The following is a 20,327-nucleotide window of genomic DNA, read 5'->3' on the forward strand; positions in this document are numbered from 1 at the left end:
GGTGCGCCAGGCGATCAACGTGCGCCAAGCAGCGCTTCCACCGCCAGGCCCACGGCCAGGATGCGGCGGTCGGCGCCGTTGCTGCCGGCGATCATGAAGCCCACCGGCGCGGTGCCCGGCGCATGGCAAGGCAGGGACAATGCGCAGCCGTCCAGGAAGTTGATCAACGTGGGGTTGCGCAGAATCAGGCCGTTGGCCGCGTAATAGGCTTCGTCGGAGGCCACCAGATCCGCCACCGCCGGCGCCACGATGGGCGTGGTGGGCATGATGAGCGCGTCGTAGCCGGCAATGCGGTGGTCCACCGCAGCCACCCAGGCTTCGCGCGCGTCCAGCAGGTCCAGGTAGTCGGCGGCGCTCATGTCCTGGCCACGCATGATGCGCGAGACCACGCGCGGGTCGTAGCGCTTGCCGGCGCGCGCGATCAGGTCGCGGTGCCAGGCCCAGGCTTCGGCCGCCGTGAAGCCGCCTTTGCTGTTGATGTTGCCCAGTTCGGCGAATTCGGGAATGGCGATTTCCTCGACCAGCGCGCCCGCTTCCTTCAGCTTGGCCACGGCAGCGGCAAAGCTGTCGGCAACGTGCTTTTCCATGGCATCCAGCGCCAGCGTGGTCGGCACGGCCAGGCGCAGGCCGCGCAGGGCCATGGCTTCGGGCACCGGGCCGCCGTCGCCGGACAGGATGGCGTCCAGCTCGGCGCAGCAGCGCACGCTGCCGGCGATGGGGCCGATGGAATCCAGGTTGGCCGACAGCGGCAGCACGCCCGTCATGGACACGCGCCAAGCGCTGGGCTTGAAGCCCGTCAGGCCGCACAGCGCGGCCGGAATGCGCACCGAACCGCCCGTGTCGGAACCGATGCCAGCCACCGCCATGCCGTCGGCCACCGACACCGCCGCGCCCGACGAAGAACCGCCCGGAATGCGGCCGGTGCCCCGGTCGTAGGGGTTCAGCGGCGTGCCGTAGTGCGGATTGATGCCCAGGCCCGAATAGGCGAATTCGGTCATGTTGGTACGGCCGATGATGACGGCGCCAGCGGCAATCAGGCGCTGCACGACTTCGGCGTTGGCGTCAGCCGCCGGCTCGCCTTCGCGCGCCACGGAACCGGCCATGGTGGTTTCGCCTTCGATGTCGAACAAGTCCTTGATGCTGATCGGCAGGCCTTCCACGGCCGATCGCACGATGCCGGCGGCACGCAGCGTGTCGGAAGCGCGCGCCTGGGCCAGCGCCGATTCGGCATACAGCTTGGTAAACACGCGCGCGCCCTCGCCCGCCGCATCCTGAGCGCGCGCCAGCGCCAGTTCGGTCAGTGCGACCGACGTGGTACGGCCTTCACTCAGGGCCAAGGTCAGTTCATTCAAGGTCGAAACCATCTTTGTCCTCGTGCCGACTTGCGGCGTAAAAGTGCGGACAGGCGCAACCTTGAGAAAAGGCGCGCCTGGCGTTCAATGCGATCAGGATCCGGAACCGGAATCAGGCCACCACGGGCAGCGATTCAACATGATAGCGGTGGCTGATCGTGCGCTGGCGGCGCGGGTCGAACAGTTCCATGGTGAAGTCTGCCGCGGCGCGGATGCCGCCAATGGCGGCCACCGTGCCGCAGGTCATGCCCGCGCCTTGCGGCAGCACGGCGGCGCCGCCGGTGTAGCCGGCGATCAGGTCTTGCGGCGTGCGCAGCGTGGACAACGGGCCTTCCTGGTACAGCACCTTTTCGCCGTTTTCGACGATGTACGAACGGATGACCAGTTCGTCCCAGTAGTCGGCCACATCGGCCAGGCGCCAGGCAACGTTGGCCACCGGCTTCACGCAGACCTGCTTGGACATGGCGACGCTGACGGTTTCGAGCTTGCGGTCGGTATGGTCGGACGCGATGCTGACGTACATTTCGCCGTCCACGGCGAACACGAAGGTTTCCACTTCGCCCGAGGAATCTTCGCCTACGGCCTGCACTTGCGTGGCCTGGGTCAGTTGGTTGTCGGCAATGCGGTAGTACAGCGGCACGCTGGTCGGGCGCGGCACGCCGATGGCGGCCAGCTCTTCGATGTGGTGCTCAATGGCGGCCATGTCGCGTCCGGCCCAGCCGGCCACGATCAGGGTGTTGAAGTCCACTTCCACCTGGCGGGGATTGGCGTCGTCGATGTTGAATACGGCTTTCATATCAGTCCTGCGGAAATAACGGGTGGAAAACGGCGCGGCCACCCATGGGCCGCACCCGGTTCAAACAAGCAATCAACCAAAGGCGCGCGGCAGCCACAGCGCCAGGTCGGGCCAGAACGCCAGCAGCGCCAGCATCAGGAACATGGCGGCCACGAACGGCAGGCTGCCGACGATGACGGCTCCCATGGAACCGCTCTTGCGCAGGCTTTGCACCACGAACAGGTTCAGGCCCACGGGCGGCGTGATCAGCGCGGCTTCGACCAGGATGATGATGACGATGCCCAGCCAGATCGGGTCGTAACCCAGCGCAATCATGATCGGCGCCACGATGGGAATCGTCGTGATCATCATGGACAGCGTTTCCATGAAGCAGCCCAGCACCAGGTAAAAGATCACCACGATCAACAGCATCCAGCCGGGCGAAAGCCCCAGGCCGGTGATCGACTTGGTCAGCGCATCGGTCAGGCCGGTGGCCGACATGACGAAGTTCAGGAAGCTGGCCGCGATGACGATCAGCATGATCATCGCCGTGGACCGCATCGTGCCTTCCATCACTTCGCGCAGCATCTTCCAGCTCAGGCGGCGGAACCAGGCGGCCAGGATGAACGCGCCCAGCACGCCCAGCGCGGCGGCTTCGGTTGGCGTGGCCAGGCCCGCGTAGATGGAACCCACCACCAGGAAGAAGATGCCCATGGGCGGCGCCAGGTGCATCAGGCTGGCCAGGCGTTGGCCCCAGGTCGCGTGGATCTTCTTGCCGCCCCAGGACGGCTTGGCCACGCACGCCACCACAATCATCAGCATGAACAACGCGGCCATCGCGAAGCCGGGAATAATGCCGGCCAGGTACAGCTTGGGTACCGACGAATTCGTCAGCACGCCATAGATGACCAGGTTGATGGACGGCGGAATCAAGATGCCCAGCGTTCCGCCCGCGGCCAAACTGCCCAGGAACAGCGGTTCGTTGTAGCCGTACTTGCGGATCTGCGGAATGGCGACGGTGCCCACCGTGGCCGCGGTGGCCACGCTGGAACCGGACGTGGCCGAAAACAAGGTGGATGCGCCGATGTTGGCGTGCATCAAGCCGCCCGGCAACCACGACAGCCACAGGCTCATGGCGCCATACATGCGTTCGGCGAAACCCGCGCGCAGCAGCACTTCGCCCAGCATGATGAACAGCGGAATCGCCACCAGCAGGAACTCGTTGTTCGAGCTCCAGGAAATTTCACCGATGGCGCGCGACAACGGCAGCATCGAGAACAGCGGGTCCAGGATCAGGCCCAGCACGCCAAGCGCCGCACCCACCGGGATGGACAGGCCGATCAGCACCAGCAACAACGTCAATGCGGTGGAAATCATGCCGCGTCTCCTTTCACCATGCGCTCGCCCGCGGCGGCTTCTTCTTCGGCTTCTTCCTGCGCCGAACGCACGCCACAGATCTGCTTGACCAGTTCAATATCACCCGTGACCAGCGCGGCGGACGCGCGCGTCAGCATCAGCGCGACGGTGATGCACATCCAGGCCAGGCCCAGCAACCACAGGCCCTGCGGGATCCACAAGGGTGTGGCCAGCGGCGTGTTGGCCGTGGACTTCTGCGCCCACGAGGTCTGCACCACGTCGTAGGCGTAATACGTCAGGAACACCATGAAGACGGCCATCGCCACCATGGAAATCCAATCCAGCACAGCCGACAGGCGCACCGGTAAATATTGATAGAGCACATCAACGCGCACGTTGGCGCGCTGCAAGGTGGCGAACGCCAAGGCCCAGGACGTGCTGATGGCGAAGGCGTAGCTGGAAAGCTCGTCGGCGCCGCCGGTCGTGAAACCCAGGAATTTGCGGGCCAGCACGTCGAAGGAGATCAGCAGCACGCTGGCCACCGTCAACGCGCCGCCGGCCCAGACGGCCAGGCGCGACAGGCTCTCGGCGCGCCGCAACAGGCCGCCCAGCAGGCGGAAGTGTTCGGTTTGGGTCATGGATAGCACCTCTGCGGGCTTGCGCCCGGTATGACTAGCGGGAAAACGCGCCGCCGCGCGATGCGGCGGCGCTGTCCAGCGCTTACTTGCTGGCGGTCAGGCCCAGCGTCTTGCCGATGGTGGCGTTGAAGTCCTTCACGCACTGTGCCGAGCAACGGGCGGCCCACTTGGGCAGCACGGCTTCTTCAGCAACCTTCTTCAGCAGCGCGCGGTCAGCATCGGACGGCTGAACCAGAACCATCTTGCCCTTGACCGGGAACGGGCAGGCAGCGGCGCCCGTGTTGCAGTCATAGCCTTCCTGCGTCTGGCGCGCGGCGGCGTCCCAGATGTTGTCGACCAGCGTCTTCACGTTGGCTTGCAGGAACGTGCGCACGGCGGGGTCCAGCTTGTCCCAGGCCTTCTGGTTGACGGCGTGGATCTGCTGGTTCCAGTTGATCGGCAGCGCGACCAAGTGCGTGGAAACTTCGTACCACTTGGCCGAGTAGCCCGACAGCGAACCGGTGATGGCGCAATCCACCACCTTGTTCTGCAGGGCCGGAACCACTTCACCGAAAGCCATCGTCACGCTGGAACCGCCCAGCGCTTCAACGAATTCGGCCGTGGTGCGGCTGCTGGTGCGAACCTTCTTGCCCTTGATGTCGGCCAGGCCCTTGATCTCGGCGTTGCAGAACAGCACTTGCGCGGGATAGGTGGAAATGCCAAGCAGCTTGACGTTGTTGCCTTCGCCGTAAAGCTTGGCGTAGACGGGTTCGAACGCATCGGTCACGGCGCGGGCGGTCTTGACGTCGGGCGCCAGGCCGGCCAGGTCGATGGCTTCGTTGATGGGGTTGTCGCTGGCGAAGTACGACAGCGTGGCGGTGCCGAATTCAATCACGCCTTGCGACATCAAACGCAGCAACTCGGGGCCCTTCAAGCCCATTTCGTTGAAACCCTTGATTTCCGCCGTGACCTGGCCCTTGGACAGTTCAGGGATGGTCTTGGTCCAGAACGGCTTTTCGTAGTCGTTATAGGCGGTCAGGTTGGACAGGCCTCCCACGACCTTCAACTGGGTTTTGGGCAGGTCCTGCGCGTGGACGGCGCCGGTCAGCAAACTAGCGGCGACGGCGGCGAAAACAAGAGACTTCTTCATGGACAAAACTCCTGGCTGGCGGGATGGTCTGCGCACGCGGGATCCCGTTACCCCGGTCGCGTGCGGTTTGGGTTCAGGTGATCAGGCGCGATGAACGCGCGCTGCGCGTGGCCGAGGACGTGGCGCCAGGGTGGGCAATTGGATCAAATGACTGTTCATGCTTTTCCCCCGCACTGTGTATCCAGGCGTTGCATTCTTGATGTCTTGCCATTGCATCCGCCAGGGCAGGAAGCGTCCAATCGTATGTTGCGATGTGGGGGTATAAATATTTCTTGGGTCTCGCCTGGCGGCGCGGGCGCGATTCGCGCAAATGACAGCCTGGCGCGGGCTTGCAGGCAGTTGCCGGCGGGCCGGCGCATGGTTGACGATACCCCCGGGGGCCCCGTGCCGGCCCGTGACCAGGGGAAAACACCTAGATGGGAATTCCGTCCCCGGCCTGCGCCGCGACCTTCTGCGCCATCTGCGCAATGACCCTGACGGCGTGACTGTCCGGCCCCTGTACCCAGCTTGCGGTGAAGTTCAGTTCAGGCAAGGGGTCGGCCTGCACGCGCAAAATGCGCAATTCGCCGCGCGCCAGTTCCTTGCCCAGGAACACTGGCGCGATCACGCTGGTGCCGATGCCGTCCTGCGTCATCCGCACCACCATCGACATGGATGCGCTGCCATACATGCGCGGCGAGGCCACGCCGGCGCGTGTCAGCATGTCGCGCACCACGCGGTACGGCGAGCTATTGGACGGATACGTAATGATGGGCAGCTTGCCGATACGCTCAAGCGTCAGCGGCTCGGGCCCCAGGTCCAGCGTGGGGCTGGCCACCCAGGCCAGCGGATAGCTGCACAGCGCCAGATTTTCAACACGCGCTTCAAGCACGGGCCCCATCAGGAAGGCAAGATCGATCTGGCGCGACATCAGGTGCGGGCGCAGCACGTGGGTGGTGTCCACCTCGATTTCCAGCACCAGCGCCGGGTAGGTCGAATGGATCAGTTCGATCAGCGTAGGCAGCCAGGTCTGCACGATGGTCTCGGCCACGCCAATGCGCACGGTGCCGGTCATCACATTCTGTTCGCGCGCGGCCTCGAACATGTCGCGTCGCACTTGCAGCATGCGTTCGGCATGCGACAGCAATTCGTGACCCTTGGCGGTGAGCTTGACGCCGCGCGCGTCGCGCTCGAAAAGCCGAACGCCCAGGTCCGCCTCTAGCGAGGCGATGCGCTGCGACACGGCGGGCTGTGTGGTGTTGAGCTTGTCGGACGCGGCACGAAAGCTGCCCAGCGTGGCGACCCAAAAAAAAGTTTCGACGTTACGTAGTTCGATCATTGGCCTGTTCCCCCGGCGCGATGAGCGTATCATGGCAGCCGCCCATTTCCCCATCAGGAGCCCGTCCATGCCCCCGGCCGATTCAGGTCGCCCACAAGCCCCCGCGCCCGCCTCGCGCGGCCCGCTCGTCGGGATCTTGCTGCTGGTGCTATCGATGTGGACGCTTTCCTGTCTGGACGCCAGTGGCAAATGGGTCATGAATGCGGGCGTGCCGCTGCTGGTGCTGTCGTGGTTCCGCTACGTGGTGCACCTGATCCTGGTGTTGGCGCTGGTATTGCCGGCGCGCGGGCTGCGGGTGCTGCGCAGCAACAAGCCGCGCGAACAACTGATACGCGGCGGCTCCATGTTCCTGGCCACGCTGATGTTCTTCACGACGCTCAGCTACATTCCGCAGGCCGAAGCCACGGCCATCAACTTCCTGGCGCCCTTGCTGGTGCTGTCGGTGGCGCCCTGGATCCTGAAAGAGCCCGCCCGCATGTCGCGCTTTGTGGCGGCGGGCATTGCGTTTATCGGCGTCATCATCGTCATCCGTCCTGGCGGCGGCTTGCATCCGGTCGGCACCATTTTCGGTTTACTGACGGCCTGTTGCTTTGCCGCGCAGTTCATCGCCACGCGGCGGGTGGCGGGCGATGACCCGTTCACGTCGCTGATCTGGAGCGGCGCGGTGGGCACCGTCTGCCTGACAGTGACCCTGCCCTTCGTACTGCCGGCGGCACTGCCGGTCTTGCAGGGCCTGTCGGGCTTCGATTGGTTCTTGCTGATCTCGACCGGCCTGACTGGCGGAGTGGGACATCTGTTCCAGATCGCCGCCTACCGGCGCGCCCCGGCGTCCACGCTGGCGCCGTTCATCTACTTGCAGATCATCAGCGCCACGTCCGTAGGCTGGTTGGTGTACGGCCATTTCCCTGACCCGCTGACCTGGCTGGGCATCGCCATCATCTGCGCCAGCGGCATCGGCATCGGCCTGATCGAATGGCGCCGCAGCATGGTCAGCAGCGCGGCGTCCGCGAGAGCCGCTGTTCGCTAGGCTTAGGGCTAGATCCACCGCCGAGCCGACGTCGAAACCCACGACTACACCGACGCCCGCCCCCGCGGCCTAGCCCATGGCCAAGCCCATGGCGAACCGCATGGTGTGGCCGTGGACGGCACGCGCCAGACCGCTCCCGTACAATGCTGGTCGCTTTTTGCGCTTTCGCGCTTAGGCTCCCAGCATCCGGCATTTCCCCGAGCGAGGTCTTCATGGTCATCAAGCCCCGTGTGCGCGGCTTTATCTGCGTCACCACCCATCCCGTTGGCTGCGAAGCCAACGTCAACAAGCAGATCGACTACGTTCGGGCGCAAGGCCCCATCGCTGGGGGCCCGAAGCGCGTGCTGGTGCTGGGCGCGTCAACGGGCTATGGCCTGGCCGCCCGCATCAGCGCGGCCTTTGGCTGTGGCGCCGAGACCCTGGGTGTGTTTTTCGAACGCCCCGCCGACGCCGCCAAGGCCGGCACGCCGGGCTGGTACAACACCGCCGCCTTCCACAAGGCGGCACAAGCCCAGGGCCTGACCGCCACCAGCATCAACGGCGACGCCTTCTCGGACGAGATCAAACAAAAAACCATTGCCGCCATCAAGGCGGGCATGGGCCAGGTGGACCAGGTCATCTACAGCCTGGCCGCCCCGCGCCGCACCCATCCCAGGACGGGCCAGGTGTTCAATTCCACGCTCAAACCAATCGGCAACGCCGTCAACCTGCGCGGCCTGGACACCGACCGCGAAGTAGTCAAGGAATCGGTGCTGGAGCCAGCCACGCAAGCCGAGATCGACGCCACCGTGGCCGTCATGGGCGGCGAAGACTGGCAGATGTGGATCGACGCGCTGCTGGATGCCGGTGTGCTGGCCGAAGGCGCCACGACGACGGCTTTCACCTACCTGGGCGAAAAGATCACGCACGACATTTATTGGAACGGGTCGATCGGCGCGGCCAAGAAGGACCTGGACGAGAAGGTGCTGGACATCCGCGCCAAGCTGACCGCGCGCGGCGGCGACGCCCGCGTGTCGGTGCTGAAAGCCGTGGTCACCCAGGCCAGCTCGGCCATTCCGATGATGCCGCTGTACCTGTCGCTGCTGTTCAAGATCATGAAGGCGGAAGGTACGCACGAAGGCTGCATCGAACAGGTCTACGGCCTGTACCAGGACAGCCTGTGCAGCGACACGCCCATCCTGGACGAGCAAGGCCGCCTGCGCGCCGACTACAAGGAACTGGACCCGAAGGTGCAGGCGCAGGTGCAGGCGCTATGGACCCAGGTCACCAGCGACAATATCTACCAACTGACCGACTTCGCCGGCTACAAACAGGAATTCCTGCGCCTGTTCGGATTCGAGATCGATGGGGTGGATTACGACGCCGATGTGGATCCGGTCGTGGAAATTCGCGGCCTCGTTTGATCGCGGGCTGATCGCGGGTTGATCGCGGTTGGATCGCCTCTTGCGGCTTGCGCGCCGGGCTTGCCCGGCCGCGCAGGGCGTCACAGATAATCCAGCGTCACCAAACGATGCGGCACGGCCACGCCACCAGGTCCGCCGGGCAAGGGCCGCAGCGCCTTCGTACTGACCTTGACGACACTTTCACTCGTCACCGGCTGCCTGCCCGGGGCAGGCATGCAACTGACCCGATGCGCGCCCTGCCCGGCCACGGGCACGCGGCTGGCCTGACATCGGGTAGGTTCCACAATCGAGCCGGAAAACCGGATGATGCCGCCTGCGGCACTGACCGTCATCGGGGTCAGCAAGGCGGCTAGAGACAAGACAAGCGCTGAACGACAAATAGTCATGGCGGCTCCAGAGCGAGGCAACGTCTGGCGCGCACGCTTGCCCGCCAAACTGCATTCCCTCGACATCGCCGTGGCATCAGGCCGGCGTCAAAGCGCTGCTAGGCAGGCGCCGTGGCGAATTCCATGTCTCGGTTGCTAATCAGACTACTCTGAAGCATTTATCGTATCAATCTGCATTAAGTCTAAAAACGCCGCTTACTTCGGGTTTTTCGTCAAGATCAATTCCAAAAGCCCCGGCAACGTTTCTCGCATGCCGGCCAATAAGGCCACGCGGTCGCGCAGGCTTTGCTTGTAGTCGGTGAGCAGACCATCAAGATCTTCCCCGTCAGCCAGGAAGCGGCCGCCACCGACTATGAAGCGGTGGTCGCGGCCTGGAACCAGGCGGTGGCCAAGGCGAAGTAATACCGGGGCCGGCCGGGTCGGGGCGTATCAGTCGCCCTGCACCATCCGGCCGGCTGCCAGCACAAGCTGGCGGCCGCAGCGGGCGGCCAACTGCGGGTCGTGGGTCACCAGCACCAGCGTGGTGCCGTGCTCGCGGTGCAGGTCGAACATCAGGTCGATGACGGTGACGCCCGTGGCGGCGTCCAGGCTGCCGGTGGGCTCATCGGCGAACAGCAGGTCGGGCTGCACCACGAAGGCGCGCGCGAGCGACACGCGCTGCTGCTCGCCGCCCGACAAGGTGCGGGGGTAATGATGCAGACGCGCACCCAGTCCCACGCGCTCCAGCATGGCCTGCGCGGCTTCGCGCGCGGATTGCCCGGCCAGTTCCAGCGGCAGCATCACGTTTTCCAGCGCCGTCAGGTTGGGCAGCAACTGGAACGACTGGAACACGAAACCCACATGATTGGCGCGCAAGCGCGCGCGGCCATCCTCGTCCAGGGCAAACAGGTCCTGCCCGGCCAGATGCACGCTGCCCACGCTGGGAACATCCAGCCCGGCCAATAGTCCCAACAGCGTGGACTTGCCCGAACCGGAACTTCCGGTGATGGCGACGGCGCTGCCCGCCTGCACCGTAAAATCAATTCCTTCCAGGATAGACAGCGTCCCGCCGGCATCGGCTACCCGCTTGCCCAGCCCTTTCACCTCGATCGAATTCTTGCTATCCATGCGCCTATTTTCCCTTCTGCATCTAACGTCCGCCTTGGCGATTGCCGTCATGGCGCTTCCCGCCCACGCTCAGACCGCCAAGGCGGCCGAGGGTTCCGCATCGCGCACCGTGCTGGTGGTGGGCGACAGCCTGTCCGCCGAATACGGTATCAAGCGCGGCACGGGTTGGGTGCCCTTGCTGTCCGCTCGGGTTTCCGAACAATACCCCAAGTACCAGGTCGTCAATGCCAGCATCAGCGGCGACACCACCAGCGGCGGCATGGCGCGCCTGCCGGCGCTGCTGCGCCAGCACGCGCCCTCAGTCGTGGTGCTGGAACTGGGTTCCAACGACGCCCTGCGCGGCTTGTCGCTATCAATGACCGAACAGAATCTACGCGCGATGACGCAAGCCGCCAAGCAGGCCGAAGCAAAAGTCGTGATTGTCGGGATGCAGATTCCGCCCAACTACGGCCGCGATTACACCCAGCGCTTCGCCCAACTGTTTTCCACGGTCGCCAAAGACGAAAACGCCCGGCTCGTGCCCTTCCTGATGGAAGGTATTGCAACGAACCGGGCGATGTTCCAGGCTGACGGCATCCATCCTAACGAGGATGCCCAACCCCAACTGCTGGACAACGTATGGCCGACGCTGCGGCCCTTGTTGAACTAGGGCGGATCAGCCCTCTGCCTGCGGCTGATCGCCGCGGATGACCTCGGCAGCGCTGGGCAGTATTTGCACCTTGTACTGTTCACGCAGCATTTTCAGCATGGCTTCAATTTCGGCCTGACCCAGGCCACCCGACAACTGCTGCGCCAGTCGTTCCTTGGCGCTAGCGTCTACCGTGCCGGCCTCAACCTTTTCCACGCGAACCAGCGTGTAGTCGTCACCCGATTGAACGCCGGCATAGCCCGGCAGCGGGGTCGACGGCAGGCGCATCGCGGCATCCACCACCGCTTGCGACAGGTCCTTGGGATCCTGGCGCGAGATCACCACGGCGGGCATGAAGCCTTCCGGCGCGGCGGACGGGTTGGCCTTGTCGGCAGCCAGCGCCGCTTCGCCGGCCTTCTTGGCGGCTTCAGCTGAACGCTCTTTGATCAAGCGGGCACGGATGGAATCGCTGACCTTGTCCAGTACCGGTACATGGGCCGGTTCCACATTGGCGACACGCAGTGCCAACATGACGGCGGGCGAGAGCTCAATGACGCCGGAGTTCTGCTTTTCACGCAGCACGTCGGGCGAAAACAGCACTTGGCGCACGCGCGGGTTGTCCAGCAATTCGGCATCGGGGCTATCGGCGGCGGCGCCCGGGCCGGCCTTGTCGGCAGGCAAAAGGCCTTCACGCGTTACGCCGGAGGCGGTGCGCAGCTTCAGGCCCACGGCATCGGCGGCGGGTTGCAGGCTGTCGCGCTGGTCATAGACCTGCTTGTTCAACTGGCTGGCCATTTCCGAGAAGTGCACGGCGGCAAGCTGCTTGCGCACTTCGCCAGTGATCTGGTCCTTGACCTCGGCCAGCGGCTTGATGGCTGCGGGCTGGATTTCGGTGACCTTGACAATGTGCAGGCCGGACGGGGTTTCGATCACACCGGATACCTGGTCCTTGGCTTGGCTGAAGATGGCCTTTTCCAGCGGGCCCGCCAACATGCCCGGCGCCAGCCAGCCAAGATCACCGCCCTTGCCGGCGGAGCCGGCGTCTTGCGAATTCTTGGAGGCCAGTTCGGCGAACTTGGCCGGGTCGGCGGCAGCCTGCTTGGCCAGGTCCTCGGCCTTGGCGCGCGCGGCCTTGCGGGCCTCTTCCGAGGCACCGGAGGGCAGCTCGATCATGATGTGGCTGGCACGGCGGCGCTCGGGCTGACCAAAGCGGTTCTTGTTTTGTTCGTAGTAAGACGCCAGGTCTTCGTCCTTGACCTGGATGCCCTGCGTAGCGGCAGCTTCGTCCAGCACCAGATATTGCACCTGGACCTGCTCGGGAATCTGCAATTGCTGCTTGTTGGCGTCGTACCAGGCCTGGATGTCGGCCGGCGTGACGGATACCTGCGAACGGTAGTCTTCGGCGGCAAAACGGCGCAGTTGCACGGTGCGCTGCTGCGTCAAGGCGGATTCCAGCGACGCCACGACGACGGCAGGCGCGGTGGCGGATTCGCCCACGGGCTCCAGCACGCGGCCTACGGCCAGGTCACGGCGCAGGCCGGCTTCAAACGACGTGGGCGACATGCCTTGCGCCACCAGCACCTGGCGATAGCGCTCGGGCGAGAAACGGCCGTTGTCCTGGAATTGCGGAATGGCGGCGATGGTGTTGCGCAGCGTTTCGTCCGACACCGTGAAGCGGTTGTCGACGGCAACGTTGGCCAGCAGCCGTTGATTGATGAGCTGGTTCAGCAGATCTTCGCGCAAGGCGGGCGTATCAACGACGGCGGGGTCGAACTGGGTGCCCTGACGCTGCTGTATCTGCGACAGTTGGTTGCGATGCGCCTGGTCGAACTCGGCGCGCGAAATCGGCTGGCCAGCAACTGTTGCCAATTCAGGCTCTTGGCGCATGAAGCTGTCATAGCCTTGAATTCCGACGAGGAAGAAGGACGGCACAATCAGAAGCAGCAGGATGAGCTGCATCCAGCGCCGATGGCTGCGAATTAATTCGAACATGGAATCCCTGTTGCCGCGCTCCGGGGGTGTCCACCCGAAGCCGCACGAAAACGCAAAAAAAAGGGCGAACTTGATTCGCCCCATTCCCATACCGGTCAATACCGGATCAGCGGGCGGATTTTAGCATTTCTCACTCGCCTGGGGCCTTTAGATTCTCTTCAGGTTTTCCGGGAGGCCGGACCCGCTTGTGCCTAAGCGGGCGCCTGCCAAGAAGGAGTATCCTTGCAACCCTGTCCCCAAGAACCCCAAGCAACACCAAAATGACCGCAGAATTGCCCTCCTGGCCCTATTCCCGCTACATCGCGCACCGTGGTGGCGGCCGTCTGGCGCCGGAAAACACCCTGGCCGCCATGCGCGTGGGCGCCCAGCACGGTTTCACGATGTTTGAATACGACGTGAAGCTCAGCCGCGACAACGTGCTGGTGCTGATGCACGACGATAACGTCGACCGCACCTCGAACGGCACCGGCCCCGCGGCCGCCAAGCCCTATGCGGAACTGGCGCAGTTGGACTTCGGCAGTTGGCATTCGGCTGCCTACGCAGGCGAACCGCTGCCCACGCTTGCCGCCGTGGCCCGGTACACGGTGGCCAACCACATTGCCAGCAACGTCGAGATCAAGCCCTGCCCCGGCCGCGAAGCCGAAACCGGCGCCGCCGTGGCACTGGCGTGCAAACAACTGTGGCAAGGCGCCAGCACGCTTCCGCTGCTGTCGTCGTTTGCCGAAGAAGCACTGCAAGCGGCGCTGGAAGCCGTCCCTGAATTGCCGCGCGCCCTGCTGGTGGAAAAGGTGCCCGCCGACTGGCGCGAACGCCTTGCCAAATACCAATGCGTGGCGCTAAACATCAACCAACAAGACGCAACCCGCGAACTGATCGACGCCGTGCATGCCGCCGGCTATCGGATCGCGGCCTGGACCGTCAATGACCCCGAACGTGCCCGCTTGCTGCTGGACTGGGGCATAGACGGCATTTTCACCGACGAGCTGGCCGCGATCCGGCCCGCCGCCTGAGGCAGAACGCCCCGTGTTCAGTTACCGCCACGCCTTCCACGCCGGCAATCACGCCGACGTGCTCAAGCACGCCATCCTGGTCCACACCCTGGACTACTTCAACAAAAAAGACGCGCCCTATTGGGTCGTGGACACCCACGCCGGCGCCGGCCTCTACAACCTTGAGAGCGACTGGGCCAACAAAACGTCGGAATTCGAGGACGGCATCGGCCGCCTTTGGGACGCCAAGGACCTGCCCCCGCTGCTGGCCGACTACGTGGCCCGCATCCGCGACTACAACACCAATGGCCGTCTGAAACGCTATCCCGGTTCGCCGTGGCTGGCGCTGGACGTGATGCGCCCGTCCGACCGCCTGCGCCTGTTCGAAATGCACCCGACCGAGATCGACACGCTGGTCGTCAACCTGGAACACCAGGGCCGCACCGCGCAGCGCCAGACCACCATCTACGGCGATGACGGCTTCGAGGGCGTAAAGGCCCTGCTGCCGCCGCCCACGCGCCGAGGCATGGTGCTGATCGACCCGTCGTACGAAGACAAGCACGACTATCGCCGCACCCTGATTACCGTCAAGGAATGCGTGAAGCGCTTCGCCACCGGCACCATCGCCATCTGGTATCCGCTGGTGCAACGCCGCGAGGCCAGCGAAATGGCGCGCCATTTTGAAAACCTGAAGGTCAAGAGCTGGCTGCACGCCACGCTGACCGTCAAGAAGGCCACCATCGACGGCTACGGTCTGCATGGCAGCGGCATGTTCCTGATCAACCCGCCGTGGACGCTGCACGAAGGCTTGAAGCAGGCCATGCCCTACCTTGCCCGCGAACTGGGCCAGGACGAACGCGCGGGCTTCACCCTGCAATACCGCGAAAACCCGTTCCCGGTGCCGAAGAAGCAGTCGGACGACTGATCAGGATTTCCAACAAAAAAGCCGCGATATCGCGGCTTTTTCATGGACGTAGCCAGGGCGGCTCAAGCCCGCGATATCACACCGTCTCTTGTTCCGACGTCTCGTTGCGCAGCGATTCGCGAGCGGCGGCGAGTTTCGCGGCCGCGTCGCGCAGCGCCGTGCGCAGCCCCTCTTCGATGACGGGGTGGTAGAACGGCATTTCCAGCATGCGCGCCACGGTCAGTTCCTGCTGTACGGCCCAGGCCAGCAAGTGGCCGATGTGCTCGGCGCTGGGTCCGACCATTTCGGCGCCCAGGAAGCGACCCGAGGCAATGTCGGCGTATACGTGCAGCATGCCCCTGTTCTTCAACATGACCCGCGAGCGGCCCTGGTCGTTGAAGTCCACTTCGCCCACTACAAAGGTGCCGGGAATCAGGCGGCCGTAGCCCTGGCCCGCCAGCGCAATCTGCGGGTCGGAGAACACCACGGCCAGCGGCGCGCGGCGCAAACCCTTGCGCAGTTCGGGAAAGCGCGCGGCGTTTTCGCCGGCAATGCGGCCTTCGTCCGCGGCTTCGTGCAGCAAGGGCGCGTCGGCGTTGGCGTCACCCGCGATGAAGATGGCCGAATCGCCTGCTTGCATCGTTTCGCGGTCGAACAGCGGCACACCGTGCACGTTCAGTTCCAGCGAGGTGTTTTCCAGACCCAGACCATCCACGTTGGCGCGGCGGCCCGTGGCAACCAGTGCGTAGTCGAAGCGTTCGATACGCTCGGCGTTATCCAGCGTGACGTAGCGCACTTCCACCTCGTCGCCCACCCGCGTGGTTTCCAGCACGCGAGCGTCCGGGTCCAGATAGAACTCACGCTGGAAGATCTTGCGGGCGCTATGCCGCACTTGGGGGTCACTGATGCCACCCAGGCTGCCGCTGACACCGAAGACTCGCACCTCGACACCCAAACGCGCCAGCGCCTGGCCCAGTTCCAACCCGATCACACCAGGCCCGAACACCGCGACGCGACGGGGCAAATCGTCCCAGGCGAAGACGTCGTCGTTCACCACCAGGCGATCGCCCAGCGCACGAAAAGGCGGCGGCACCGAAGGCCGCGAACCGGTCGCGATGACCACGCGCGAAGCATGCACTTCCGTGTGCTCATCCACACGCAACACCGTGTCGGAGACAAAGCGCGCATAGCCGCGCAGCTTGTCTTCAGCGGGAATGTTCTCGACACCTTCAAGGACGAAGCCCACGAAGCGGTCACGTTCGCGCTTGACGCGGTCCATCACCTCGACGCCATCCACCGTGATTTCGCCGCCGACGTGTACGCCAAAGGCTTCGGTATGCGCCGCGTTGTGGGCGGCTTCGGCCGCGGCGATCAGCAGCTTGGACGGCATGCAGCCAACACGGGCGCAGGTGGTGCCATAGGGGCCGCCTTCAATAAGCAGCGCACGCTTGCCCGCGGCTTTCGCGGCGCGATAAGCGGCCAGACCGGCCGTGCCGGCGCCGATGACAGCGATATCGGTATGCAGAGTTTTCATGACTGGGGTTCCCCCTGTTGCGGGTAGCAAGAAGAATTCAAAGGCGAGTTCCGCCTTGTTGCGCATCCTTGGGACGAGCTCCGTCCGGCGACGCCTGTGACGGGTCGCATAGGGCATGCATTAAGGGTGCGTAAAAAGGGAAGCTCGGGCCGAAAAAAAACCAGGCGGTCAAGCTACAACCGCCTGCCTTCATCGGCCGGGCGCGGGGGCTTACCCTGCCCGGCCAACAGCCGCTTAAGCGAAGTGCGCCTTCAGGTCTTCCAGGCCGCCGATCAGCGCGCCATTGATGAATACCTGAGGAGCGGTGCCCTTGCCGGACACGGCGCCGATCACACGGCCACGGACCTTGTTTTCCAGCGGAATTTCGATCGGGGCATAGCCCTTTTCGTCCAGCAGCGCCTTGGCTTCCACGCAGAACGGGCAGCCCGGCTTGGAGAACACGACGACTTGGTCGGGCTTCTTCGCCGCCGGCGCGATGTGCGCCAGCATCGTGTCGGCGTCCGACACTTCAAACGGATCGCCTTCCTTTTCGGGTTCGATGAACATCTTCTGCACGACGCCGTCCTTCACCAGCATCGCATAGCGCCAGCTACGCTTGCCGAAGCCCAGGTCGCTCTTGTCGACGAGCATGCCCATGCCTTCCGTGAAGGCGCCGTTACCGTCGGGCAGCAGCGTGATGTTGGCCGATTCCTGGTCCTTGGCCCATTCGTTCATGACGAAGGTATCGTTGACCGACACGCAGACGATGCTGTCGACGCCGGCGGCAAAGAATGCGGGGGCCAGTTCGTTGTAGCGCGGCAAGTGGGTGGACGAGCAGGTCGGCGTGAAAGCGCCGGGAAGCGAGAAGACGACAACCGTCTTGTTCTTGAACAGATCGTCGGTTGTGACCTTCTTCCACGTGTTGTCCTCGCGGACGGGGAACGTTACGTTCGGAACACGTTGGCCTTCGCGGTTTTGCAGCATTCAAATCTCTCCTGGGGTAGCGGGGTTTTGTTTAACCACCATGGAAAGAATCATAAACGTCAGCTATCGATAAAACAAATTTAATAAACTAAATTGATTGATAGATTTTAACAATGAAATAATGACTTTCGGAAAGCGGCATCTATCATAGCCGCCTTCCGATACTGCCGCTTTTTTACACCCGGGCCGGCTCGTAACCCGCTTCGCGGATCGCGGCTTCGACCTTGTCGGCCTGATCCGTGCCCGTTACCGTGACGCGGTGCGAGGCCACGTCGGCAGCGACCGTAGCGCCGGGAACCGCCTGGTTCACCGCGCTGGTAATGCTTTTGACGCAGTGGCCGCAGGTCATGTCTGGGACTTGGAATTCGATGCTCATGGTGGTTTTCCTCAAGATCAGCATTGGCGGATGAAGGATTCGACCCGCCATGACACGCAGCTTAAACATTCCCATCGTGTCAAGGTCAAGCGTAAAATTGTCCCCTTGACCTTCCCACGATGGGAAGGATGAAACTGCAGGCTCACCCTCAAAACGAGAATCGCCATGAGCGTTGCCAGCCCCTCAAGCACCCAGTTGGAACTTGCCATTGAAGGCATGACGTGCGCGTCGTGCGTGAAGCGCGTGGAAAAGGCCCTGACCCATGTTCCCGGCGTGGCGCAGGCCCAGGTCAACCTGGCCACCGAACGCGCGCTGGTGTCCTACGACCCGGATGCCGCCCAACCCCAAGCCCTGGTGGATGCCGTGGTCAAGATGGGCTACGAGGCCCGCCCCATCGTCGCGCAAGACGACCACGCAGAGCGCCAGTCACAAGCGCGCGACGTCGAAGCGCAGCGCCTGCAACGGGCGTTCACCGTGGCGCTGGTGCTGACCTTGCCCGTGTTTGTGCTGGAAATGGGATCGCACCTGATTCCGGCCCTGCACCATTGGGTGCTGGGCACCATCGGCCAGCAAAACAGTTGGCTGCTTCAATTCGTGCTGACCACCGCCGTCCTGATCTGGCCCGGCCGCCAATTCTTCACCAAGGGGCTGACCGCGCTATGGCGGCGCGCGCCCGAGATGAATTCGCTGGTGGCCCTGGGCGCGGGCGCCGCCTGGGGGTATTCGGTGGTGGCCACCTTTGCACCCACCTGGCTGCCCGAGGCCGCGCGCAACGTCTACTTTGAAGCCGCAGCCGTCATCGTCACCCTGATCTTGCTGGGGCGCACCCTGGAAGCGCGCGCCAAGGGCAAGACCGGCGCGGCCATCAAGCGCCTGATCGGCTTGCAGCCGCGCACGGCGCGCGTGATGCGCGATGGCCAGGCCGTGGATGTCGAGATCGAAAAGGTCAACACGGGCGATATCGTGCTGGTGCGCCCCGGCGAAAAGATCCCACTGGACGGCGACGTCATCGAAGGCAGTTCGTATGTCGACGAGTCCATGCTTACGGGCGAACCCGTGCCGGTTGAAAAACAGCCCGGCATGCAAGCCACCGGCGGCACCCTGAATACCTCGGGCAGCTTCACGCTGCGCGTCACCCATACCGGCGCCGACACGATGCTGGCTCGCATCATCCGCATGGTGGAATCAGCCCAAGGCGCGCGGCTGCCCATCCAGGCACTGGTGGACCAGGTCACCGCCTGGTTCGTGCCCGCCGTGATGGCGGCCGCCCTGCTGACTTTTATGGTCTGGTTCTTCTTCGGCCCCTCGCCCGCCCTGTCGCACGCGCTGGTCAACGCGGTGGCCGTGCTGATCATTGCCTGCCCTTGCGCCATGGGGCTGGCTACGCCCACGTCCATCATGGTGGGCACGGGCCGCGCGGCTGAAATGGGCGTGCTGTTCCGCCAGGGCGATGCCCTGCAAACCTTGCGCGACGTCAACGTCGTGGCTTTCGACAAGACCGGCACGCTGACACTCGGCAAGCCCACGCTGACCGAACTGGAACCCGCCGCTGGCCATGACGGCCCGCAGGTCTTGCAATGGGTCGCTTCGGTGCAAGCGCGTTCCGAGCATCCCATTGCGCTGGCCATCGTGGCCGCCGCCGAAGAACGCAAGATTGCGCTGTTGCCGGCCGAGGGCTTTGCCGCCATCACGGGCGCGGGTGTTGAAGCCCGCGTGGCGGGTCGCAGCGTGTTGGCGGGAGCCGCGCGGTTGATGGCTGAACGCGGCGTCGACGTCAGCGCATTCGGCGCGCGCGCCACCGACTGGGGCAACGAAGGCAAGACACCCATCTTTGTTGCCATCGACGGCCAGGCCGCCGCCATGATGGCGGTAACGGACCCGATCAAGCCGTCCGCCGTTTCCGCCATCGCCGCGCTGCATGCGCAAGGCCTGAAGACGGCCATGATCACCGGTGACAACCGCTACACGGCGGCAGCCGTCGCGCGCCAACTGGGTATCGACGAAGTGCGCGCGGAAGTGTTGCCCGACGGCAAGGTGCAAGCCATCAGCACCCTGCGTGAAGGCGGCCGCAAGGTGGCCTTTGTGGGCGATGGCATCAACGACGCGCCCGCGCTTGCCGCCGCCGACACCGGCATTGCGATCGGTACCGGCACGGACGTCGCCATTGAAGCGGCCTCGGTGGTGTTGATGGCCGACGACCTGCATGGCGTGCCCAACGCCATCGCGCTAAGCCGCGCGACGCTGGCGAACATCCGCCAGAACCTGTTCTGGGCGTTTGCCTACAACGCCGCGCTGATACCGCTGGCGGCCGGCGCCTTGTACCCGGCATTTGGCCTGTCCTTGTCGCCCATTTTCGCGGCGGGCGCGATGGCCTTGTCCAGCGTCTTCGTGCTGGGCAATGCGCTGCGTTTGAAAGCGTTCCGGCCCCATGCCGGCCGCGCCTGAGTCCA

At 64.3% G+C, this 20,327-nt stretch carries 18 protein-coding genes; 6 read left to right on the forward strand and 12 right to left on the reverse strand.

Annotation, left to right across the window (positions count from 1 at the left end; translation table 11 throughout):
- Positions 1–14: 14 nt before the first annotated feature.
- From ELS24_RS15950 to ELS24_RS15975, 6 genes are all read right to left on the reverse strand, one after another.
- Positions 15–1,364 carry an amidase gene (locus ELS24_RS15950; protein WP_050446910.1) on the reverse strand — a complete coding sequence of 450 codons (1,350 nt, stop codon included), beginning with the start codon at positions 1,362–1,364 and terminating at the stop codon, positions 15–17.
- Positions 1,365–1,464: 100 nt separating this feature from the next.
- The gene (locus ELS24_RS15955; RefSeq protein ID WP_127184674.1) at positions 1,465–2,148 is read right to left on the reverse strand and encodes a DUF2848 domain-containing protein; all 684 of its coding nucleotides are present in this window, start codon (positions 2,146–2,148) and stop codon (positions 1,465–1,467) included.
- A gap of 72 nt (positions 2,149–2,220) precedes the next feature.
- Positions 2,221–3,504, reverse strand: a complete 1,284-nt coding sequence (locus ELS24_RS15960; protein WP_050446912.1) for a TRAP transporter large permease — start codon at positions 3,502–3,504, stop codon at positions 2,221–2,223.
- Positions 3,501–4,121: a TRAP transporter small permease subunit gene (locus ELS24_RS15965; protein ID WP_127184675.1), complete on the reverse strand. Its 621-nt coding sequence runs from the start codon at positions 4,119–4,121 to the stop codon at positions 3,501–3,503. Before ELS24_RS15965 ends, ELS24_RS15960 begins: the two co-directional genes overlap by 4 nt.
- Positions 4,122–4,203: 82 nt before the next feature.
- Entirely contained in the window at positions 4,204–5,250 is a 1,047-nt protein-coding gene (locus ELS24_RS15970; protein ID WP_050446915.1) for a TRAP transporter substrate-binding protein, read from the reverse strand.
- A 412-nt stretch (positions 5,251–5,662) separates the two neighbouring features.
- Entirely contained in the window at positions 5,663–6,568 is a 906-nt protein-coding gene (locus ELS24_RS15975) for a LysR family transcriptional regulator (RefSeq protein WP_127184676.1), read from the reverse strand.
- Positions 6,569–6,635: 67 nt separating this feature from the next.
- Between ELS24_RS15975 and ELS24_RS15980 the strand changes: the two genes are divergently transcribed.
- Together ELS24_RS15980 and fabV are read left to right on the forward strand one after the other, a co-directional pair.
- Positions 6,636–7,595 carry a DMT family transporter gene (locus ELS24_RS15980; protein WP_127184677.1) on the forward strand — a complete coding sequence of 320 codons (960 nt, stop codon included), beginning with the start codon at positions 6,636–6,638 and terminating at the stop codon, positions 7,593–7,595.
- Between the two features lie 212 nt (positions 7,596–7,807).
- On the forward strand, positions 7,808–8,998 hold the full coding sequence (gene fabV / locus ELS24_RS15985) for an enoyl-ACP reductase FabV (protein ID WP_127184678.1): 1,191 nt from the start codon (positions 7,808–7,810) through the stop codon (positions 8,996–8,998).
- An 80-nt stretch (positions 8,999–9,078) separates the two neighbouring features.
- On the opposite strand, the gene ELS24_RS15990 is transcribed toward fabV, so the two are convergent.
- On the reverse strand, positions 9,079–9,384 hold the full coding sequence (locus tag ELS24_RS15990; protein WP_127184679.1) for a hypothetical protein: 306 nt from the start codon (positions 9,382–9,384) through the stop codon (positions 9,079–9,081).
- Between the two features lie 429 nt (positions 9,385–9,813).
- The gene (locus ELS24_RS15995; protein WP_050446919.1) at positions 9,814–10,491 is read right to left on the reverse strand and encodes an ABC transporter ATP-binding protein; all 678 of its coding nucleotides are present in this window, start codon (positions 10,489–10,491) and stop codon (positions 9,814–9,816) included.
- On the opposite strand from ELS24_RS15995, the gene ELS24_RS16000 reads away from it, so the two are divergent.
- A complete protein-coding gene (locus ELS24_RS16000; RefSeq protein WP_050446920.1) occupies positions 10,490–11,140 on the forward strand; it encodes an arylesterase in 651 nt (216 codons plus the stop codon). The genes ELS24_RS15995 and ELS24_RS16000 overlap by 2 nt on opposite strands.
- Positions 11,141–11,146: 6 nt before the next feature.
- Here ELS24_RS16000 and ELS24_RS16005 read toward each other — a convergent pair whose 3' ends face one another.
- Positions 11,147–13,111 (reverse strand): SurA N-terminal domain-containing protein, encoded by a 1,965-nt coding sequence (locus ELS24_RS16005; RefSeq protein ID WP_050446921.1) that lies wholly within the window; start codon positions 13,109–13,111, stop codon positions 11,147–11,149.
- Positions 13,112–13,371: 260 nt separating this feature from the next.
- Between ELS24_RS16005 and ugpQ the strand changes: the two genes are divergently transcribed.
- Positions 13,372–14,121 carry a glycerophosphodiester phosphodiesterase gene (gene ugpQ / locus ELS24_RS16010; protein ID WP_127184681.1) on the forward strand — a complete coding sequence of 250 codons (750 nt, stop codon included), beginning with the start codon at positions 13,372–13,374 and terminating at the stop codon, positions 14,119–14,121.
- A gap of 13 nt (positions 14,122–14,134) precedes the next feature.
- A complete protein-coding gene (locus ELS24_RS16015; protein WP_050446924.1) occupies positions 14,135–15,025 on the forward strand; it encodes a 23S rRNA (adenine(2030)-N(6))-methyltransferase RlmJ in 891 nt (296 codons plus the stop codon).
- A 76-nt stretch (positions 15,026–15,101) separates the two neighbouring features.
- Here the strand turns inward: ELS24_RS16015 and ELS24_RS16020 are convergent, their stop codons facing one another.
- The 3 genes from ELS24_RS16020 to ELS24_RS16030 all read right to left on the reverse strand — a co-directional run bounded on the left by ELS24_RS16020 (position 15,102) and on the right by ELS24_RS16030 (position 17,877).
- Positions 15,102–16,538 (reverse strand): dihydrolipoyl dehydrogenase, encoded by a 1,437-nt coding sequence (locus ELS24_RS16020; RefSeq protein WP_127184682.1) that lies wholly within the window; start codon positions 16,536–16,538, stop codon positions 15,102–15,104.
- 234 nt (positions 16,539–16,772) lie between these two features.
- Complete coding sequence (locus ELS24_RS16025; protein WP_050446926.1) at positions 16,773–17,501, reverse strand: glutathione peroxidase; 729 nt, start codon at positions 17,499–17,501, stop codon at positions 16,773–16,775.
- A 175-nt stretch (positions 17,502–17,676) separates the two neighbouring features.
- On the reverse strand, positions 17,677–17,877 hold the full coding sequence (locus ELS24_RS16030) for a heavy-metal-associated domain-containing protein (RefSeq protein ID WP_050446927.1): 201 nt from the start codon (positions 17,875–17,877) through the stop codon (positions 17,677–17,679).
- A gap of 165 nt (positions 17,878–18,042) precedes the next feature.
- Between ELS24_RS16030 and ELS24_RS16035 the strand changes: the two genes are divergently transcribed.
- Positions 18,043–20,322 (forward strand): heavy metal translocating P-type ATPase, encoded by a 2,280-nt coding sequence (locus tag ELS24_RS16035; protein ID WP_127184683.1) that lies wholly within the window; start codon positions 18,043–18,045, stop codon positions 20,320–20,322.
- Positions 20,323–20,327: the final 5 nt, after the last annotated feature.

Origin of the sequence: Achromobacter spanius, from assembly GCF_003994415.1 — a bacterium.
Classification (GTDB): domain Bacteria; phylum Pseudomonadota; class Gammaproteobacteria; order Burkholderiales; family Burkholderiaceae_B; genus Achromobacter; species Achromobacter spanius_C.

Bases quoted from the DNA above. Each gene is read 5' to 3' on its own strand.
- ELS24_RS15950 (WP_050446910.1), bottom strand. From the start codon at position 1,364: ATGGTTTCGACCTTGAATGAACTGACCTTGGCCCTGAGTGAAGGCCGT.
- ELS24_RS15955 (WP_127184674.1), bottom strand. From the start codon at position 2,148: ATGAAAGCCGTATTCAACATCGACGACGCCAATCCCCGCCAGGTGGAA.
- ELS24_RS15960 (WP_050446912.1), bottom strand. From the start codon at position 3,504: ATGATTTCCACCGCATTGACGTTGTTGCTGGTGCTGATCGGCCTGTCC.
- ELS24_RS15965 (WP_127184675.1), bottom strand. From the start codon at position 4,121: ATGACCCAAACCGAACACTTCCGCCTGCTGGGCGGCCTGTTGCGGCGC.
- ELS24_RS15970 (WP_050446915.1), bottom strand. From the start codon at position 5,250: ATGAAGAAGTCTCTTGTTTTCGCCGCCGTCGCCGCTAGTTTGCTGACC.
- ELS24_RS15975 (WP_127184676.1), bottom strand. From the start codon at position 6,568: ATGATCGAACTACGTAACGTCGAAACTTTTTTTTGGGTCGCCACGCTG.
- ELS24_RS15980 (WP_127184677.1), top strand. From the start codon at position 6,636: ATGCCCCCGGCCGATTCAGGTCGCCCACAAGCCCCCGCGCCCGCCTCG.
- fabV (WP_127184678.1), top strand. From the start codon at position 7,808: ATGGTCATCAAGCCCCGTGTGCGCGGCTTTATCTGCGTCACCACCCAT.
- ELS24_RS15990 (WP_127184679.1), bottom strand. From the start codon at position 9,384: ATGACTATTTGTCGTTCAGCGCTTGTCTTGTCTCTAGCCGCCTTGCTG.
- ELS24_RS16000 (WP_050446920.1), top strand. From the start codon at position 10,490: ATGCGCCTATTTTCCCTTCTGCATCTAACGTCCGCCTTGGCGATTGCC.
- ELS24_RS15995 (WP_050446919.1), bottom strand. From the start codon at position 10,491: ATGGATAGCAAGAATTCGATCGAGGTGAAAGGGCTGGGCAAGCGGGTA.
- ELS24_RS16005 (WP_050446921.1), bottom strand. From the start codon at position 13,111: ATGTTCGAATTAATTCGCAGCCATCGGCGCTGGATGCAGCTCATCCTG.
- ugpQ (WP_127184681.1), top strand. From the start codon at position 13,372: ATGACCGCAGAATTGCCCTCCTGGCCCTATTCCCGCTACATCGCGCAC.
- ELS24_RS16020 (WP_127184682.1), bottom strand. From the start codon at position 16,538: ATGAAAACTCTGCATACCGATATCGCTGTCATCGGCGCCGGCACGGCC.
- ELS24_RS16025 (WP_050446926.1), bottom strand. From the start codon at position 17,501: ATGCTGCAAAACCGCGAAGGCCAACGTGTTCCGAACGTAACGTTCCCC.
- ELS24_RS16030 (WP_050446927.1), bottom strand. From the start codon at position 17,877: ATGAGCATCGAATTCCAAGTCCCAGACATGACCTGCGGCCACTGCGTC.
- ELS24_RS16035 (WP_127184683.1), top strand. From the start codon at position 18,043: ATGAGCGTTGCCAGCCCCTCAAGCACCCAGTTGGAACTTGCCATTGAA.